The sequence below is a fragment of the Couchioplanes caeruleus genome, from assembly GCF_003751945.1.
GTDB lineage: Bacteria > Actinomycetota > Actinomycetes > Mycobacteriales > Micromonosporaceae > Actinoplanes > Actinoplanes caeruleus.
The window spans coordinates 167,584-181,779 of record NZ_RJKL01000001.1 but is presented as its reverse complement, the minus strand read 5'-3'; the positions used below and the strand labels follow the sequence as shown (position 1 = coordinate 181,779).

Genomic DNA, 14,196 nt, shown 5'->3' with positions numbered 1-14,196 from the left:
CGCTCCGGGGTGGGCGCGCCCTCAGCTCAGGAATCCGGTCAAAGCCTCACGCCACTGCTGCGGACTGTCCAGGTGCACGTCGTGGCCCGCCCCGGCGATCCGCACGGCGCGTAGCCGCACAGCCCCGGCAGCAACAACACGACCGGCACCACCGAAATCGTGCAGAGCCAGGCGAGTGCCGTCCGGAGCACGCATCTCGATCATGGGCATGCAGGATAGTCAGGCGGCCACGCAGAACTCGTTGCCCTCCGGATCCGCCATCACCACGTGGTGGCCCTCGAACTTCGCCAGCACCCGGCCACCCGCCGCCACCAGCTCCGCCACCTTCGCCAGGATCCGCTCCCACTGATCCGGCGACTTGCCCACCCGCACGTCGATGTGCAGCCGGTTCTTCGCCACCTTCGGCTCCGGCACCTCCAGGAACGTCAGCCGCGGGCCCGCCCCCGACGGATCGTGCAACCACGCCCCGTCACCCTCGTCTTCCTCCTCCGGCACACCGAACGACGCCACCCACTCCTCCCGCGTCGCGAACGGCGCCGGCGGCGGCTCGTCCTCGTAGCCCAACGCCAGCTTCCAGAACTCCGCCAGCGACCGCGCACCCGCGCAGTCGAACGTCAGATCCACCCGCAACGCCATCGCACACCGCTCATCTCCGCGCCACCCACGCACTCGCATTCCGCCGACAGCGATAGCGTTCCGCCGACAGCGATCACATCTTCCACCCCGGGTACGACAACCGGCATCGTCGCGCCCATGCATCTGCTCGTACTCGGGGGAACCGGATTCGTCGGCCGCACCGTCGTCGACCAGGCCCGCGCCCGCGACCACCACGTCACCGTCCTCAACCGCGGCCACCGCCCGGCACCGCCCGGCGTCACGGCCCTCTCCGGCGATCGCACCGCACCCGGCGGACTCGCCGCCCTCGACGGCCGCACCTTCGACGCCGTCATCGACACCTGGTCCGCCGCACCGTCCGCCGTCCGCGACGCCGCACGCGTCCTGCGCGGACGCGCCGGCCACTACACGTACGTCTCCAGCCGCAGCGTCTACGCCGACGGCGGCCCCGTACCCCTCACCGAGGACGCGCCCGTCGTCGACGCCTCCCCCGACGCCGGCGCCGACACCGACTACGCCGCCGCCAAGCGCGGCGCGGAGATCGCCGCCGGACAGTCCTTCGACGGACCCGTCCTGTTCGCCCGCGCCGGGCTCATCCTCGGCCCGCACGAGGACATCGGCCGCCTGCCGTGGTGGCTGCTCCGCCTCGCCGCCGGCGGACCCACCCTCGCCCCCGGCCCCCACGACCTGCCGCTGCAGTACATCGACGCCCGGGACCTGGCGACCTTCCTGCTCGAGGCCGCCGCGGCCGGGCGCACCGGCGCCTACAACGTGGTCAGCCCGCCGGGACACACCACCATGGGCGAGCTGCTGGAGCTCGGCAACGAGATCACCGGCGGCCGGGCCGAGCTGCGCTGGACCCCGCCGGAGACCATCCTCGCCGCCGGCATCGCGCCCTGGACCGAGCTGCCGATCTGGCTGGCGCCGGGCTTCGACCACGCCTTCATGCACGGCGGCGACGTCCGCCGCGCGGTCGCGGCGGGTCTGACGGTACGCCCGGTGCGCGACACCGTAGCCGACACGTGGGCCTGGCTCCAGAGCCTGGACGGCCCGCCACCGCAACGCCCCGACCGTCCCCGGGTGGGCCTGGATCCGGCCAAGGAAGCCGCCCTCCTGGGCTGACCCGGTCTTTTCGGGGTATCGATGAAATTCCGGTCTATGGGTGTGCGGATGCACACCCTGTAAGCCGTCCTAGGATGTTAGGGGCCAGGGGGTGAACCGCGGGCCCGGTGCCGGAGAATGGGCGTCGTGCCCACCCCCGACTCCGACCGGACCCGCCTCGAACTGGGCACGCTCCGTCCCGGGCTGGTCGCGGCGTACGACCGGGCGCTGCCCCGGGCCCGCGCGGAGATCCTCGGCCGCCTCCTCGGCGCGCTGCACCGCGAACCGCTGCCCGGCGTCGCCGCCCGCGCGCCCGGCACGGTCACCCTGGCCGACGGCCGCGTCCTGACCCACCCGGCCGGGGCGGCGACGCCGTTCGCGACCCCGGCCGCCGGCCTCACCTGCCGGCTCGCCGACGGCGGCCGCGCGCCCGGCGCGAAGCCGGCCGGGCAGGCCGCCGGCGACCGAACCCCGGACGGGAGGTCGCCCGAGCAAGCCGCCGGCGACCGGGCGCCGGGCGAGACGCCGTCCGAGCAGACCGACCGCGACCGGGCGCCGGGCGACCGGCCGGCCAGGCCGGACGATCGGTCGGCGCCCGGGGAGATCACCGATCCCGCGGCGCTGATCCGGGCGCTGGGCTGGGCGACGGGCCTGCACGACGAGATCGCCAACAGCGTCGCCAACCTCGCCCTCGCGTACGCCGACCCGCCACCCGCCACCGCGGCGCCCCTGCTGGCGACCGCACCGCCGCTGGCCGACGTGGAGCAGCTTGTCCTCGACGGACACCCGCTGCACCCCTGCTGCCGCACCCGCGCCGGCATGGACGTCGCCGACGTGCTCGCCTACGGCCCGGAACACCGCCCCACCCTGCGCTTGCGGCGGCTCCGGGTCCCCGCCGACCGCTGGTACGGCGACGGTCCCCCGATCCTGCTCGCCCACCCGTGGCAGGCGGCACACCTGCGCGAGCGGCACACCTGGCTGCGCGACGACGGCGAGACCGGGCCGGTACGACCGCTGATGTCGCTGCGCACCGTGGCCACCGGCACCGAGCACGTCAAGACCGCGGTGGACGTGCAGATGACCTCGGCCGTACGTACGGTCTCCCCCGCCGCCGTCCACAACGGACCCCGGCTGTCGGCGCTGCTGCGCGACGTGACCGCCGGGCTGCCGCTCACGGTCCTGGCCGAGTACGGCGCGGGCGCGGTCCTCGTCGACGGACGCCCCGACCGCCACCTCGCCCACCTGCACCGCGCCGCCCCCCGGCTCGACCCCGGGGAGACGGCTGTGCCGCTGGCCGCGCTCGCCGCCGCCGACCCCTACGACGGGCGACCCCTGCTGATGCACGCCGCCGCCGATCCGTACGCGTGGTGGCACGACCTCACTCGTCTGCTCTTTCCGCCGCTGCTGGCGGTCCTCGATCGGGGCGTCGCGCTGGAGGCGCACGGGCAGAACACCCTCGTCGTGCTGCACCACGGCCGCCCCGCCCGGATTGTCTATCGCGACCTCGGCGGCGTCCGGGTCAGCCCCGCCCGGCTGCGCGCCGCCGGGTTCGACCCGCCGCCGCTGGAGGGTGACCTGCCCTGCGACGACCCGGCTGTGCTGCGCACCAAGCTGGCCGCCGCGCTCGGCACGGTCGCCGGGCAGCTCGTCGCCGTCCTGGAGGGTGGCGGCGCCGATCCGGTGAAGCTCTGGGCGAGCGCCGCGGCGGCGCTCGCCTCGGCCGGCACCGTGGACGCCGCGGCGATGCTGCGCGCACCGCTGCCCGTCAAGGCGACCACGGCCATGCGGCTGGCCGCCGACCCGCTCGACGACCTGTGGACCTACCTCGACAACCCGATGGCGGCATCATGACTCCTTCCGTGGCCGACCGCAGACTCGTCGTCGGCGCCGCCGACGCGGGCGCGTCCCTGGCGGTGCACGCTCCGCATCTGCTCGGCCCGTTCGCCGCGGCGCTGCCCGTCGCCGCCGACGTCGTCGGGCGCCGGTTGCGGAGCGCGCTGGTCCGGGAGGGGCTGCTGACCGCCGCGCCCGGCGACGAGATGCACGCCTTCCGCCGCGTCGAGTACGCGCACGCCGGCGCCGACGACCCCGTTGACCTGCTGCCGACCGGGCTGCCCGGCAACGCCGCCGGGTTCGCCGCGGAACTGCGCAACGCCGTGGTCAATCTGGCGATCGCGCTGGCCCGGCAGGCACCCACCGCCGGCGCCGGAGACCCCGACGAGCAGGCCGTGGCCGCCGAACGGCTCGCCGTCGCCGGGCACAACCTGCACCCGTGTGGCCGGACCCGGCTCGGCTGGGAGCCCACCGACGTCCTCGCCCACGACCTGGAGGCCGGGCGGACCCGGATCGGCTTCCTCGCCGTCCGCGACGACGCCCACCTCGGCGACGACCTCGGTGCCGCCCTGCGCGCCGCGTATCCGGGCCTGGCGCCGGTGCCCGCCGGATACCGTCTGCAACCCGTGCACGCCTGGCAGCGCGACACGGTCGTGCCCGCTCGCCACCGCGACCTGCTCGCCGGCGGCGCCGTGCGGATCCTCGACGACGAACTCGACGCGATCCCGACCGCCGCGCTGCGTACCCTGCTGCTGCCGGCCGCGGCCGACGGCCACCGCCGTTATCTCAAGCTCTCGCTCGACATCCAGGTCACCTCGACCCGGCGGGGGATCTCGGTGGCCAGCACCCGCAACGGCCCGGCCGTGTCGGCGCTGCTGCACCGCCTCGTCGCCGACGACCCGGACGCCGACCGGCTGCTGCTCATGGCCGAGACCGCCGGCGCCGCCGTGCCGGCCGCGGACCGCGACATGTCGGCGATCCTGCGTGACGGGCTCACCGGCCGGCTCCAACCCGGCGAACAGGCCGTCGCGGGCGGCGCGCTGCCGGTGCTCGCCGCCGGGCTGGTCGCCGCGTACGCCGCCACCACCGGGCGCCGCGACGACGCCCGGGCCGCCGCGGGTTTCCTCGACGCGTACGCGAGGCTGCTGCTGCCGCCGCTGCTGCGTCTCACCCTGCGCGGGGTGGCCCTGGAGGCGCATCTGCAGAACTGCCTGCCCACCTTCGTGGGCGGCGTGCCGCACCGGCTGGCCGTCCGCGACTTCGCCGGGTTGCGCCTGCACCCGGGCCGCCTGGCCGCCGCGGGCCACGAGGTGCCGCTCTGGCCCGGCTCGGTGGTGGGCACCCGCGACGAGGCCGTGCTCCGGGCCAAGATCGGATACACCGCCTTCCAGGCCCACCTCGGCGAGCTCGTCCTGCGTCTCGGCGAGTCGCACGGCCTCCCCGAGGACGCCGCCTGGCGCATCGTGCGCGGCGTCGTGGACGAGACCTACGAGACGACGGGCGACGCCGGCCGCGCCGACCACGCCGCGTTCACCGCCCCGCTCGTGCCGCACAAGGCGCTGGTGCGGATGCGGCTGGCCGGCGCCGGGGACGAATACCTGCCGGTGGAGAATCCGCTGCATGCCGGCTCCTGAGCGGATCCTCGCCGCGCTGCGCGACCTGCCGTCGCCGGTGTGCGCGTACGTCTACGACCGGCGGTCCCTGCGCGAGCGGGCCGCCGCCGTGCGCACCGCGCTGCCCTTCGCCACCCTGCTGTACGCGGTGAAGGCCAACGGGCACCCGGAGGTCGTGCGGACCCTGGCCCACGTCTGCGACGGCTTGGAGGTCGCCTCCGGCGGCGAGCTGGAGCTCGCGCGGGCGGCGGGCGCCCGGCGCATCGTGGTCGGCGGGCCCGGCAAGACCGACGCCGAGCTGGCCGCGGCGATCGCCGCACGCGCGCAAGTCAACGTCGAGAGCGGTCAGGAGCTGCTCCGGCTGGATCGCCTCGCCCGGGCGGCGGGGGTCGTCGTGGACGCCTGCGTACGGGTCAACCGCGCCGGCGCCGCCCTGCCCGGCAGCCACGCGATGACAGGCGCGCCGACCCCGTTCGGCGTCGACGAGACGCAGCTCGGCGAGGTGCTGGCGCTGCCGCACGACCACGTGAGCGTCACCGGGTTCCACCTGCACGCGGTGTCGAACAACCTCGACGGCCCCGCGCACGCCCGCTTCCTCGCCGACGCGCTGGCCTGGTCCACCGAGACCGCCCGCCGGTACGGCCTCACGCTGCGCACCGTCAACGCCGGCGGCGGTCTCGGCGTCGACTACCTCGGCGACGCCACCGTCGACCTGGCCGCCGTCGGCGCCGGCGTCACCGTGCCGCCCGGCGTGGAACTGATCGTCGAGCCCGGCCGCATCCTCGCCGCCGACGCCGGCTGGTACGCCGCCGAGGTCCTCGACCTCAAGCGCACGCACGGCCGCCGGTTCGCGGTGCTGCGCGGCGGCACCCACCACTTCCGGCTCCCGGCCGCCTGGGGCTACAGCCACCCGTTCACCGTCCTCGCCCGCGACCGGTGGCCGTACGACTGGCCCCGCCCGCGCTGGCACGACGTGACGCTCGACGTGGTCGGCGAGCTGTGCACTCCCCGGGACGTGCTCGCCCGCGACCGGCGCGTGGCGGAGCTGGCCGTCGGCGACGTGCTGGTCTTCGGCCGCACCGGCGCGTACGGGTGGGACATCTCGCACGACCGGTTCCTGCGCCATCCCCCGCCGTCGTTCATCGTGGTCTGATGAACGTCATCCACCGCCCCGCCGCCCGGATCGTCTGCCTCGACGCCGACGACCGGGTGCTGCTGCTGCACTGGCGCGACCCGGTCGACGCGCACGAGGTGTGGGAGCCACCCGGCGGCGGCCTCGACCCCGGCGAGACGCACTGGCAGGCGGCCCGGCGGGAGCTGGCCGAGGAGACCGGCCTGGATCCGGAGGCCGTACGGGAGCGCTGGGTCGAGGTGCAGCGCGACTTCGTGTGGAAGGGCCGGCGCTTCACCGGCCCGGAGCACTTCTTCCTGGCCCGCTTCGGCTCACCGCGCCCGGCGCTGGGCCGCGACGGGCTGCTGCCCGACGAGCGGGAGGTCCTGACCGGTCACCTGTGGCTGGACCTGGACGAGCTGCCCGGCCTGCCCGGACTGGACCCGCCGGACCTGCGGGAGATCATCCGGCGGCTCTGAACTCGGCGCGCCAGCGGGCCATGCGCGGATCGCGGGCGTCGCTGAGATGCTCCACCGCCACCGGGGTGAGCCCGGCACCGAGGGCGTCGACCTCCGCGCGGGTCAGCGGCCAGGGCGGGCCCTCGTGCGCCGGAGCCGTGGCGGCCGCGATCACCAGCAGGGTGCCGCCGGGCGCCACCATCGGCGCGACGGCGGCGATCGCCCGGCCGCGCACCGGCTCCGGCAGGGCCTGTACGTTGTTGCTCTCCACGACCAGGTCGAAAGCTCTCCGCCACGCATCCGGCGGATCGAGCAGATCCGCGACGACGTACGTGACCGGCGAGTCCGGATGCCGCTCTCGGGCCGTGCGCACCGCGGTGGCGGAGATGTCGAAAGCGGTCACCGTCAGGCCCAGGCCGGCCAGGAACTCGGCGTCGCGCCCCAGGCCGCACCCGATGACCAGGGCACGGCGGCCGGCGGCGGGGACGGCACCGCGCCGGGCCCACTCGGCGAGGTAGCGGCTGGGCTCGGGCACGTCCCAGGGCACCACGGCCGTGCCGGCGCCGGCCTGCACATACAGGCGCTCGAACCAGCCGGTCGGGTCGCCGGCGGCGAGCGACTCCGCGGCCAGGCGGGTCGGGTCCGGCCGCGGCCCGGGGCTGGTCATGCCGGCATGGGGCGGGTGCGGCGCAGCTCCCGCAGTGCCTGGCGACGGGTGTCCCCGGTCAGCGTGTCGATGTAGAGGCGGCCGTCGAGGTGGTCCGTCTCATGCTGCAGCGCCCGCGCCAGGAAGCCGGTGCCCGCGATCGTCAGCGGCTCGCCGTGCTTGTCGAAGCCGGTCGCGGTGACCGTCATCGCCCGCGGCGTCGCGAAGCCCATGCCGGGCAGCGACAGGCAGCCCTCCTCGTCGTCCTGCTCCCCGTCGAGATCGGACAAGACCGGGTTGACAAGGTGACCCACGACGCCGTCGACGTTATAGGAGAACACTCGCCGACCCACCCCGATCTGAGGTGCGGCGACACCGGCTCGACCGGGCTCGCGCACGGTGTCCTCCAGGTCGGCGACGAGCCGGCGCAGCTCGTCGTCGAAAACGGTCACGGGCTCGGCCGGGGTGCGGAGCACGGGATCGCCGAAGAGCCGGATGGGACGCACAGTCATACTCCGATCCTATCGATGAGCGGTATGCACCGGCAGCCCTGTCACTCGTTACTGCCCGGGTCCGCTGCCGGCCAGCGCCGACCGGATGGGGCCCGCCTTGGCGGCCGCCTCGTCCACCTCCGCCTCCGGGTCGCTGTCCCAGGTGATGCCGCCACCGGCCCAGAGATGCACCCGGCCGCCGGTGACCGCAGCGGTGCGGATGGTGAGCCCGAGGTCGAGGTGGTCGGTGCCGACCCAGCCCAGGGCGCCCATGCTGACGCCGCGCCCGACCGGCTCCAGCCCGGCGATCACGTCCAGGGCGGCCAGCTTGGGCGCGCCGGTCACCGAGCCGCCCGGGCACACCGCGCGCAGCAGCCCGGCCAGGCCGAGGTCGCCCTCGACCGGCGCGGAGACCTGCGACTCGGCCTGCCAGAGGCCGGACCAGCGGCGCACGGCGAACAGCTCGTCCACCCGCACCGGGCCGACGCCGTCCAGCCGGGACAGGTCGTTGCGCTCCAGGTCCACGATCATCACGTGCTCGGCCCGCTCCTTGGCGGAGGCGAGCAGCTCGCGGCGGCCCTCGGCGGTCGCCGCTCGGGTGCCCTTGATGGGCCGCGTGACGACCCGGCCGTCCCGGACCTCCACCAGGGTCTCCGGCGAGGCCGTCGCGATGGCCCAGTCCCGCCCTGTCAGAATCCCGCCATACCGCGCGCCGGGCAGTTTGGTTACCCGCTGTATGGCCGGGCCGGGATCTCCCGTGTACGGGGCGCTCATGTGCCCTACGACGTTGACCTGATAGACGTCCCCCCGGCGGATGGCCGCACGGACCTGACGGACCGCGTGTGCGTGTTCCTGCCGGGTCCAGCTGTCCTCCCAGGGGCCGAGGGCCCAGTCGGCCGGTGGCGACGCAGCGTCACCACTCGGCAGCGCCGGGAGGTGGCCCGGCGGAGGCGTGTCGCCGTCGGCGTGCCGGTAGAGAACCGCTACCACGTCGGGGATTCCAGGCACTGGGCTCGGCCGTCCGTACGCCCCGCCGGCCATCACCGAACCGGCCGCGGCCGATACGTACAGTGACGATCCGCAGGGGGTCCCGGCGCCGAACGGGTGAAAACCACTGGCCGTTCGGCCCAATTTTCGCACCGGCAGTCCGTTGTCCTCGAGCCACGCTGTCAGAAGCTCAGCAGGGTCACCACCGTCACTCAGGTACCACTCGTACCGGCATGACGGACGGTGACGACGCTGGCAGGAGGCCGGAGAACCCGGTGGAAGGGCTGGCGCGGCTGTCGCACAGTGGTCGTATCCACGGCCGCCGTGGAACATCTGAACAGTGGATTCGCTCAATGGGGCACCGTCACTCGCTCCACCCGGACTCGTTCCGATGGGAGTAGTGTTCGCCACCGTTGATGTGAAGAACGACACAACCCCCGACACGGAGACCTTCGATGTGCCAGCACCAAGTCACCTGTCCCTCCGCTGAGGCTGTGGACCGCGAGGCGGCCCGCATCGTGGCGACCTTCCCCGAGCAGGGATGGAGCCTGCTCTGCAACGGCGTCATCCTCTTCGAGGACACCGGCGAACTCCTGCCCGACGGCAGCAAGATCGAACCACACCGCGGCCCCGCCCGGCACGCCCTCGCCGCCTGACCGGCCCCTCCCGCACACCGAGGGCCGGCCGGCCCGGCGCGACACCGCCAGGCCAGGCCCGACGGCGCCGCGCACACCGGCCCGGACCGGTCTTCCGGCGCGACACCGGCCGGTGAAAACGCCCACCGGCCCGGCGCGCCGAATCTCAGTCCTCGAACGCCTCCGGCGACGGGCAGGAGCACACCAGGTTCCGGTCCCCGTAGGCACCGTCGATGCGACGCACCGGCGGCCAGTACTTCGCCGCCCGGTCCACACCCTCCGGGAACCCGGCCAGCGACCGCGGATACGCGTGCGGCCACTCGTCCGCCGACACCGCCGCCGCCGTGTGCGGGGCGTGGTGCAACGGGTTGTCGTCCCGCGGCCACTCCCCCGCCGCCACCCGGTCGATCTCACCCTTGATCGCGATCATCGCCGCGCAGAACCTGTCCAGCTCCGCCAGATCCTCGCTCTCGGTCGGCTCCACCATCAGCGTGCCCGCCACCGGGAACGACATCGTCGGCGCGTGGAAGCCGTAGTCGATCAACCGCTTCGCCACGTCGTCCACCGACACGCCCGTCGCCTTCGTGATCGGCCGCAGGTCCAGGATGCACTCGTGCGCGACGAGGCCCTCGTTGCCCGCGTACAGCACCGGGTAGTGCTCGCGCAGGCGCACCGCCACGTAGTTCGCCGCCAGCACCGCCACCGACGTCGCCTGCGCCAGGCCGTCCGGCCCCATCATCCGCAGGTACGCCCACGAGATCGGCAGGATCCCCGCCGAACCGTGCGCCGCCGCCGACACCGCATGGTGATCGCCCGGCTCCAGCGGGTCACCCGGCAGGAACTCCGCCAGGTGCGAGCGCACCGCCACCGGACCCACGCCGGGGCCGCCGCCGCCGTGCGGGATGCAGAACGTCTTGTGCAGGTTCAGATGCGACACGTCCGCGCCGAACTTGCCCGGGCGGGCGAACCCGACCAGCGCGTTCAGGTTCGCGCCGTCGACGTAGACCTGCCCGCCCGCGTCGTGCACCTTGCCGCACAGCTCCGCGATGCCCCGCTCGTACACGCCGTGCGTCGACGGGTACGTCACCATGATCGCGGCGAGCGCGTCACGGTGCTTGGCGATCTTCGCGTCCAGGTCGGCCAGGTCCACGTTGCCGTTGTCGTCGCAGGCCACCACGACCACCCGCATGCCCGCCATCACCGCGCTGGCCGCGTTCGTGCCGTGCGCGCTCGACGGGATCAGGCACACGTCGCGATGCACGTCCCCGCGGGCGCGGTGGTAGCCCCGGATCGCCAGCAGGCCCGCCAGCTCACCCTGCGAACCCGCGTTCGGCTGCACGCTCACCGCGTCGTAACCGGTGATCTCCGCCAGCCAGGCCTCGAGCTGCGCGACGAGAGCCTCGTAGCCCGCCGTCCGCGACGCCGGCGCGAACGGATGGATGTCCGCGAATTCCGGCCAGGTGACCGGCTCCATCTCCGTGGTCGCGTTCAGCTTCATCGTGCACGAGCCCAACGGGATCATGCCCCGGTCCAGCGCATAGTCGGAATCGGACAGCCGGCGCAGGTAGCGCAGCATCGCCGTCTCCGAATGGTGCGTCGAGAACACCGGATGGGTCAGGTAGTCCGTCGTGCGCGCGAGCGGGCGCGCACCGCACTGCGCGGCCACGGCCGGCGCGGCACCGAAGGCCGCCAGGACGTCCGCCACGACCGCCGCCGTGGTCGTCTCGTCGCACGAGACCGACACCCGGTCCTCGTCGACGAAGCGCAGATCGATGCCCGCCTCGGCCGCGGCCGCGACCACGGCCGCCGCCCGCGCCGGCACCACCGCGGTCACCGTGTCGAAGAACGCCGCGTGCGCCACCTCGACACCCGCCGCCGCCAGGCCACCCGCCAGCGCCAGCGCGTGATCGTGGACCCGCTGCGCGATCGCCCGCAGTCCTCGCGGGCCGTGGTAGACCGCGTACATGCTCGCCATGACCGCCAGCAGGACCTGCGCGGTGCAGATGTTGCTCGTCGCCCGCTCCCGGCGGATGTGCTGCTCCCGCGTCTGCAGGGCGAGCCGGTAGGCCGGGGCACCGTCCGCGTCCCGGGACACGCCGACCAGCCGGCCCGGCAGCGAACGCTCCAGCCCGGCGCGCACCGCCAGATACCCGGCGTGCGGACCGCCGAAGCCCAGCGGCACGCCGAACCGCTGCGTCGTCCCGGCCGCGATGTCCGCCCCGATCTCACCCGGCGCCCGCAGCAACGCCAGCGCCAGCAGATCCGCTGCCACCGTCACCAGCGCACCCGCCGCGTGGGCCGCCTCGACCAGCGGCGCGTGGTCGCGCACCGCGCCGGAGGCACCCGGATACTGCAGGTGCAGCCCGAAGTACTCCGCCGGCAGCTCCCCGCCCGCATCCAGATCCACCAGGCGCAGCTCGATGCCCAGCGGCTCCGCCCGGGTCCGCAGCACCGCCAGGGTCTGCGGCAGCGTGTCCGCATCCACCGCGTACACGTTGCTCTTGCTCTTCGACGACCGACGGGCCAGCGTCATCGCCTCCGCGACCGCCGTGCCCTCGTCCAGCATCGACGCGTTCGCCGTGGCCATGCCCGTCAGGTCGGTGACCATCGTCTGGAAGTTCAGCAGCGCCTCCAGGCGCCCCTGGCTGATCTCCGGCTGGTACGGCGTGTACGCCGTGTACCACGCCGGGTTCTCCATCACGTTGCGCCGGATCACCGCCGGCGTCACCGTGCCGTAGTAGCCCAGCCCGATCATCGACGTGGTGACCGCGTTACGCCCGGCGATCTCCCGCAGCTCGGCGATCGTCTCCTCCTCGGAGGCGGCCGGCGGCAGCGCCAGCGTGCCGTGCCAGCGGATCACCTCCGGGATCGCGGCGTCCATCAGCGCGTCCAGCGACGCGTACCCGATGGCCTTGAGCATCTGGGTCTGCGCGTCCGGATCGGGACCGATGTGGCGAAGTGCGAACGTCATGGCGGCTCCAGAGGCAACGAGGTCGACGGGCAACCTCCCCCTCTGTCATACCCACGAGCGCACTCCAGAGTCGCCTGCCCCCGCGGTCCTTTTGCCTGAGAGGTTCCGGGGAGGATTTGCCCCTTCGGCGCCACCGGCGAACCGGCGGTCTCTCCCGCGTGGGTGGTACGGCTGCGGACAACCTACCAGCGGGGTTGTCCCGGTCACTCCACCTAGGCTGTGGCATGTGACCTATCCGCCCCACACCATCCTCGCGGTGGTGGTCGGCTCCCGCGCGTACGGCCTCGACGACCCGGACTCCGACCACGACCGCCGCGGCGTCTTCGCCGCGCCGACCCGCGCGTTCTGGCACCTCGACAAGCCGCCCACCCACCTCGACGGCCCGCGCGAGGAACAGTTCTCCTGGGAGATCGAACGCTTCTGCACCCTCGCCCTCCAGGCCAACCCGACGGTCCTGGAAGTGCTCTGGTCACCCCTGATCGAACACGCCACCCCCGACGGCCACGAGCTGCGCGCGGCCCGCACGGCCTTCCTCTCCCGCAAGGTCGCCCAGACGTACGGCGGGTACGCCCGCGACCAGCTCAAACGCGTCGCTTCCCGGCGCGCCCGCACCGGCGAGACCAACCACAAACAGGCCATGCACATGATCCGCCTGCTGCACGCCGGCGCCCACGTCCTGCGCACCGGCGAGATCCTCGTCGATGTCAGCCCCCTGCGTGAGCGCCTCCTGCGGATCAAAACCGGTGGTGAGAGCTGGGAATCCGTGGTCTCGTGGTCCGAAGACCTGCAAGCCGAACTGGCCGAGGCCGAGGCCGCCACCACCCTGCCGGACGAGCCCGACCGCGCAGGCGTCGACGCCCTGCTGACCGGCGTACGCGAAAGAGGCCTGACATGACCGTCGACGTGCCCGCCTGGGCCGCGGAAGCCGTGGCCCTGCCCCATCCCACCGTCTTCGTCACGGTCAGCGGCGCCCACCTCTACGGCTTCGCCTCCGTCGACAGCGACCTCGACCTGCGCGGGAGCCACCTCCTGCCCGCGGCCGACGTCGTCGGCCTGCGTACCGGCCCCGAAACGATCAACACCGACAGCTTGCGCGACGGGGTCGAGCTCGACGTGGTCAGCCACGACCTGCTCAAGTTCGCCCGCCTGTTCCACAGCCGCAACGGCTATGTCCTCGAACAATTGCTGTCCCCGCTCGTCGTCAAGACCTCGGCGGTGCACCGCGAACTGATCGCGCTCGCGCCCGCGATGATCACCCGGCACCACGCCCACCACTACCTCGGCTTCGCCGCCACCCAGGAACGGCTGTTCGCCAAGACCGGCGAGCTCAAGCCCGCCCTGTACACGCTGCGCGTCCTGCACACCGGCATCCACCTCATGCGCACCGGCGAGGTGGTCGCGGACCTCGGCGCGCTCTGCGACCTGCCGTACGTGCCGGAGCTGATCGCGATGAAGCGCGCGGCGGAGCACGGCGCCTTCCCGCCGCATCTTCGCGAGGCGGTGGCGGAGGACGTGAGCCGGCTGCGTGCCGAGCTCGAGACCGCCCGGGAGTCCTCGACCCTGCCGGACCACGCCGACCCGGAGGCGGTCGAGGCGCTGCACCAACTGGTGGTCCGCGCCCGCCTCTCCGGCTCGGTCTCCGGAGACTGACCCGACCCGGCTGTTTGTCCGGCAGTCGGCGTAGCCGTCGTGTTTCGGGGTGAGGTGGCGCTCCGCGTGTAGAGCATCCTAGGAA

At 73.9% G+C, this 14,196-nt stretch carries 14 protein-coding genes and 1 riboswitch; of the genes, 8 read left to right on the top strand and 6 right to left on the bottom strand.

Going from position 1 to position 14,196, the window contains the following annotated elements:
- Nucleotides 1–21: 21 nt before the first annotated feature.
- A complete protein-coding gene (locus tag EDD30_RS00845; protein ID WP_123677998.1) occupies nt 22–204 on the bottom strand; it encodes a hypothetical protein in 183 nt (60 codons plus the stop codon).
- 15 nt (nt 205–219) lie between these two features.
- Entirely contained in the window at nt 220–636 is a 417-nt protein-coding gene (locus tag EDD30_RS00840) for a VOC family protein (RefSeq protein WP_071803420.1), read from the bottom strand.
- A 117-nt stretch (nt 637–753) separates the two neighbouring features.
- Here EDD30_RS00840 and EDD30_RS00835 point away from each other — a divergent pair, with 117 nt between their 5' ends.
- The 5 genes from EDD30_RS00835 to EDD30_RS00815 all read left to right on the top strand — a co-directional run bounded on the left by EDD30_RS00835 (nt 754) and on the right by EDD30_RS00815 (nt 6,752).
- Nucleotides 754–1,737 carry an NAD-dependent epimerase/dehydratase family protein gene (locus EDD30_RS00835; RefSeq protein WP_071803419.1) on the top strand — a complete coding sequence of 328 codons (984 nt, stop codon included), beginning with the start codon at nt 754–756 and terminating at the stop codon, nt 1,735–1,737.
- Nucleotides 1,738–1,854: 117 nt separating this feature from the next.
- Nucleotides 1,855–3,567: an IucA/IucC family protein gene (locus EDD30_RS00830; protein ID WP_071803418.1), complete on the top strand. Its 1,713-nt coding sequence runs from the start codon at nt 1,855–1,857 to the stop codon at nt 3,565–3,567.
- 8 nt (nt 3,568–3,575) lie between these two features.
- The gene (locus EDD30_RS00825; protein ID WP_244945053.1) at nt 3,576–5,183 is read left to right on the top strand and encodes an IucA/IucC family protein; all 1,608 of its coding nucleotides are present in this window, start codon (nt 3,576–3,578) and stop codon (nt 5,181–5,183) included.
- Nucleotides 5,170–6,315 (top strand): alanine racemase, encoded by a 1,146-nt coding sequence (locus EDD30_RS00820; protein ID WP_071803416.1) that lies wholly within the window; start codon nt 5,170–5,172, stop codon nt 6,313–6,315. The genes EDD30_RS00825 and EDD30_RS00820 overlap by 14 nt, the downstream gene beginning before the upstream one ends.
- A complete protein-coding gene (locus tag EDD30_RS00815; protein ID WP_071803415.1) occupies nt 6,315–6,752 on the top strand; it encodes an NUDIX hydrolase in 438 nt (145 codons plus the stop codon). The genes EDD30_RS00820 and EDD30_RS00815 overlap by 1 nt, the downstream gene beginning before the upstream one ends.
- Here the strand turns inward: EDD30_RS00815 and EDD30_RS00810 are convergent.
- From EDD30_RS00810 to EDD30_RS00800, 3 genes are read right to left on the bottom strand one after another with little or no spacing between them, the layout of a single operon-like run.
- Nucleotides 6,736–7,398 carry a class I SAM-dependent methyltransferase gene (locus EDD30_RS00810; protein ID WP_071803414.1) on the bottom strand — a complete coding sequence of 221 codons (663 nt, stop codon included), beginning with the start codon at nt 7,396–7,398 and terminating at the stop codon, nt 6,736–6,738. The two genes, EDD30_RS00815 and EDD30_RS00810, sit on opposite strands and share 17 nt — an antisense overlap.
- Nucleotides 7,395–7,889 (bottom strand): peptide deformylase, encoded by a 495-nt coding sequence (gene def / locus EDD30_RS00805; RefSeq protein ID WP_071803413.1) that lies wholly within the window; start codon nt 7,887–7,889, stop codon nt 7,395–7,397. The genes EDD30_RS00810 and def overlap by 4 nt, the downstream gene beginning before the upstream one ends.
- Nucleotides 7,890–7,937: 48 nt before the next feature.
- A complete protein-coding gene (locus tag EDD30_RS00800; protein WP_071803412.1) occupies nt 7,938–9,188 on the bottom strand; it encodes a chorismate-binding protein in 1,251 nt (416 codons plus the stop codon).
- Nucleotides 9,189–9,310: 122 nt separating this feature from the next.
- On the opposite strand from EDD30_RS00800, the gene EDD30_RS00795 reads away from it, so the two are divergent.
- The gene (locus EDD30_RS00795; protein ID WP_071803411.1) at nt 9,311–9,511 is read left to right on the top strand and encodes a DUF5999 family protein; all 201 of its coding nucleotides are present in this window, start codon (nt 9,311–9,313) and stop codon (nt 9,509–9,511) included.
- Between the two features lie 145 nt (nt 9,512–9,656).
- Here the strand turns inward: EDD30_RS00795 and gcvP are convergent, their stop codons facing one another.
- Nucleotides 9,657–12,461, bottom strand: a complete 2,805-nt coding sequence (gene gcvP / locus EDD30_RS00790) for an aminomethyl-transferring glycine dehydrogenase (RefSeq protein ID WP_071803410.1) — start codon at nt 12,459–12,461, stop codon at nt 9,657–9,659.
- A gap of 73 nt (nt 12,462–12,534) precedes the next feature.
- Nucleotides 12,535–12,628: riboswitch (glycine riboswitch) on the bottom strand.
- Between the two features lie 59 nt (nt 12,629–12,687).
- Here gcvP and EDD30_RS00785 point away from each other — a divergent pair.
- Together EDD30_RS00785 and EDD30_RS00780 are read left to right on the top strand one after the other, a co-directional pair.
- Entirely contained in the window at nt 12,688–13,356 is a 669-nt protein-coding gene (locus EDD30_RS00785; protein WP_071803409.1) for a nucleotidyltransferase domain-containing protein, read from the top strand.
- A complete protein-coding gene (locus EDD30_RS00780) occupies nt 13,353–14,111 on the top strand; it encodes a nucleotidyltransferase domain-containing protein (protein WP_071803408.1) in 759 nt (252 codons plus the stop codon). The genes EDD30_RS00785 and EDD30_RS00780 overlap by 4 nt, the downstream gene beginning before the upstream one ends.
- The last annotated feature ends 85 nt before the right edge of the window (nt 14,112–14,196 follow it).

Bases quoted from the DNA above. Each gene is read 5' to 3' on its own strand.
- EDD30_RS00810 (WP_071803414.1), bottom strand. From the start codon at position 7,398: ATGACCAGCCCCGGGCCGCGGCCGGACCCGACCCGCCTGGCCGCGGAG.
- gcvP (WP_071803410.1), bottom strand. From the start codon at position 12,461: ATGACGTTCGCACTTCGCCACATCGGTCCCGATCCGGACGCGCAGACC.
- EDD30_RS00795 (WP_071803411.1), top strand. From the start codon at position 9,311: ATGTGCCAGCACCAAGTCACCTGTCCCTCCGCTGAGGCTGTGGACCGC.
- EDD30_RS00830 (WP_071803418.1), top strand. From the start codon at position 1,855: ATGGGCGTCGTGCCCACCCCCGACTCCGACCGGACCCGCCTCGAACTG.
- EDD30_RS00800 (WP_071803412.1), bottom strand. From the start codon at position 9,188: ATGTTCCACGGCGGCCGTGGATACGACCACTGTGCGACAGCCGCGCCA.
- EDD30_RS00840 (WP_071803420.1), bottom strand. From the start codon at position 636: ATGGCGTTGCGGGTGGATCTGACGTTCGACTGCGCGGGTGCGCGGTCG.
- EDD30_RS00815 (WP_071803415.1), top strand. From the start codon at position 6,315: ATGAACGTCATCCACCGCCCCGCCGCCCGGATCGTCTGCCTCGACGCC.
- EDD30_RS00845 (WP_123677998.1), bottom strand. From the start codon at position 204: ATGATCGAGATGCGTGCTCCGGACGGCACTCGCCTGGCTCTGCACGAT.
- EDD30_RS00780 (WP_071803408.1), top strand. From the start codon at position 13,353: ATGACCGTCGACGTGCCCGCCTGGGCCGCGGAAGCCGTGGCCCTGCCC.
- def (WP_071803413.1), bottom strand. From the start codon at position 7,889: ATGACTGTGCGTCCCATCCGGCTCTTCGGCGATCCCGTGCTCCGCACC.
- EDD30_RS00820 (WP_071803416.1), top strand. From the start codon at position 5,170: ATGCCGGCTCCTGAGCGGATCCTCGCCGCGCTGCGCGACCTGCCGTCG.
- EDD30_RS00835 (WP_071803419.1), top strand. From the start codon at position 754: ATGCATCTGCTCGTACTCGGGGGAACCGGATTCGTCGGCCGCACCGTC.